The organism is Streptomyces sp. NPDC051020 (assembly GCF_040683105.1).
GTDB lineage: Bacteria > Actinomycetota > Actinomycetes > Streptomycetales > Streptomycetaceae > Streptomyces.
The window spans coordinates 1-3,296 of the sequence record NZ_JBFBCG010000174.1 but is presented as its reverse complement, the minus strand read 5'-3'; the positions used below and the strand labels follow the sequence as shown (position 1 = coordinate 3,296).

At 56.8% G+C, this 3,296-nt stretch carries 1 rRNA gene; it reads left to right on the top strand.

The window, feature by feature from the left end:
* Positions 1 to 150: 150 nt before the first annotated feature.
* Positions 151 to 3,274, top strand: a 23S ribosomal RNA gene (locus tag AB0N06_RS37960).
* Positions 3,275 to 3,296 lie beyond the last annotated feature (22 nt).

The window sequence follows — 3,296 nt, the reverse complement described above, 5'->3', positions numbered from 1 at the left end:
AGGGGTTGTGTCGGGCACGTTGTTGGGTGTCTGAGGGTACGGCCGTGTGGTCGCCTTCAGTTGCCGGTCCCGGTGAAGCATCGCGTTGTGTGGTGTGTGACGGGTGGCTGGTCGTTGTTTGAGAACTGCACAGTGGACGCGAGCATCTGTGGCCAAGTTTTTAAGGGCGCACGGTGGATGCCTTGGCACCAGGAACCGATGAAGGACGTGGGAGGCCGCGATAGGCCCCGGGGAGCTGTCAACCGAGCTTTGATCCGGGGGTGTCCGAATGGGGAAACCCGGCAGTCGTCATGGGCTGTCACCCGCTGCTGAACACATAGGCAGTGTGGAGGGAACGAGGGGAAGTGAAACATCTCAGTACCCTCAGGAAGAGAAAACAACCGTGATTCCGGGAGTAGTGGCGAGCGAAACTGGATGAGGCCAAACCGTATGCGTGTGATACCCGGCAGGGGTTGCGCATGCGGGGTTGTGGGATCTCTTTTTCACGGTCTGCCGGCCGTGAGACGAGTCAGAAACCGTTGATGTAGGCGAAGGACATGCGAAAGGTCCGGCGTAGAGGGTAAGACCCCCGTAGCTGAAACATTGACGGCTCGTTTGAGAGACACCCAAGTAGCACGGGGCCCGAGAAATCCCGTGTGAATCTGGCGGGACCACCCGCTAAGCCTAAATATTCCCTGGTGACCGATAGCGGATAGTACCGTGAGGGAATGGTGAAAAGTACCGCGGGAGCGGAGTGAAATAGTACCTGAAACCGTGTGCCTACAAGCCGTGGGAGCGTCGCTGTTGTTCTTCGGAGCGACAGTCGTGACTGCGTGCCTTTTGAAGAATGAGCCTGCGAGTTTGCGGTGTGTTGCGAGGTTAACCCGTGTGGGGAAGCCGTAGCGAAAGCGAGTCCGAATAGGGCGGTTGAGTAGCACGCTCAAGACCCGAAGCGGAGTGATCTAGCCATGGGCAGGTTGAAGCGGAGGTAAGACTTCGTGGAGGACCGAACCCACCAGGGTTGAAAACCTGGGGGATGACCTGTGGTTAGGGGTGAAAGGCCAATCAAACTCCGTGATAGCTGGTTCTCCCCGAAATGCATTTAGGTGCAGCGTCGTGTGTTTCTTGCCGGAGGTAGAGCACTGGATAGGCGATGGGCCCTACCGGGTTACTGACCTTAGCCAAACTCCGAATGCCGGTAAGTGAGAGCACGGCAGTGAGACTGTGGGGGATAAGCTCCATGGTCGAGAGGGAAACAGCCCAGAGCATCGACTAAGGCCCCTAAGCGTACGCTAAGTGGGAAAGGATGTGGAGTCGCAGAGACAACCAGGAGGTTGGCTTAGAAGCAGCCACCCTTGAAAGAGTGCGTAATAGCTCACTGGTCAAGTGATTCCGCGCCGACAATGTAGCGGGGCTCAAGCGTACCGCCGAAGTCGTGTCATTCCAGTATTGAGGGCTAACGCCTGCTGGGATGGGTAGGGGAGCGTCGTGTGCCGGGTGAAGCAGCCGCGGAAGCGAGTTGTGGACGGTTCACGAGTGAGAATGCAGGCATGAGTAGCGATACACACGTGAGAAACGTGTGCGCCGATTGACTAAGGGTTCCTGGGTCAAGCTGATCTGCCCAGGGTAAGTCGGGACCTAAGGCGAGGCCGACAGGCGTAGTCGATGGACAACCGGTTGATATTCCGGTACCCGCTTTGAAACGCCCAATACTGAATCAGGCGATGCTAAGTCCGTGAAGCCGGCCCGATCTCTTCGGAGTTGAGGGTAGTGGTGGAGCCGACGAACCAGACTTGTAGTAGGTAAGCGATGGGGTGACGCAGGAAGGTAGTCCAGCCCGGGCGGTGGTAGTCCCGGGGTAAGGGTGTAGGGCGTGTGGTAGGTAAATCCGTCACACATGTGCCTGAGACCTGATGCCGAGCCGATTGTGGTGAAGTGGATGATCCTATGCTGTCGAGAAAAGCCTCTAGCGAGTTTCATGGCGGCCCGTACCCTAAACCGACTCAGGTAGTCAGGTAGAGAATACCGAGGCGTTCGGGTGAACTATGGTTAAGGAACTCGGCAAAATGCCCCCGTAACTTCGGGAGAAGGGGGGCCATCACTGGTGATTGGATTTGCTCCATGAGCTGGGGGTGGCCGCAGAGACCAGCGAGAAGCGACTGTTTACTAAAAACACAGGTCCGTGCGAAGCCGTAAGGCGATGTATACGGACTGACGCCTGCCCGGTGCTGGAACGTTAAGGGGACCGGTTAGCCGACTTTCGGGTTGGCGAAGCTGAGAACTTAAGCGCCAGTAAACGGCGGTGGTAACTATAACCATCCTAAGGTAGCGAAATTCCTTGTCGGGTAAGTTCCGACCTGCACGAATGGCGTAACGACTTCTCGACTGTCTCAACCATAGGCCCGGTGAAATTGCACTACGAGTAAAGATGCTCGTTTCGCGCAGCAGGACGGAAAGACCCCGGGACCTTTACTACAGTTTGATATTGGTGTTCGGTTCGGCTTGTGTAGGATAGGTGGGAGACTTTGAAGCAGCCACGCCAGTGGTTGTGGAGTCGCCGTTGAAATACCACTCTGGTCGTGCTGGATGTCTAACCTGGGTCCGTGATCCGGATCAGGGACAGTGTCTGATGGGTAGTTTAACTGGGGCGGTTGCCTCCTAAAGAGTAACGGAGGCGCCCAAAGGTTCCCTCAGCCTGGTTGGCAATCAGGTGTTGAGTGTAAGTGCACAAGGGAGCTTGACTGTGAGACCGACGGGTCGAGCAGGGACGAAAGTCGGGACTAGTGATCCGGCAGTGGCTTGTGGAAGCGCTGTCGCTCAACGGATAAAAGGTACCCCGGGGATAACAGGCTGATCTTCCCCAAGAGTCCATATCGACGGGATGGTTTGGCACCTCGATGTCGGCTCGTCGCATCCTGGGGCTGGAGTCGGTCCCAAGGGTTGGGCTGTTCGCCCATTAAAGCGGTACGCGAGCTGGGTTTAGAACGTCGTGAGACAGTTCGGTCCCTATCCGCTGCGCGCGTAGGAATATTGAGAAGGGCTGTCCCTAGTACGAGAGGACCGGGACGGACGAACCTCTGGTGTGCCAGTTGTCCTGCCAAGGGCATGGCTGGTTGGCTACGTTCGGAAAGGATAACCGCTGAAAGCATCTAAGCGGGAAGCCTGCTTCAAGATGAGTATTCCCACCTCCTTGAGGGGTTAAGGCTCCCAGTAGACGACTGGGTTGATAGGCCAGATGTGGAAGCCCGGTAACGGGTGGAGCTGACTGGTACTAATAGGCCGAGGGCTTGTCCTCAGTTGCTCGCGTCCACTGTGTT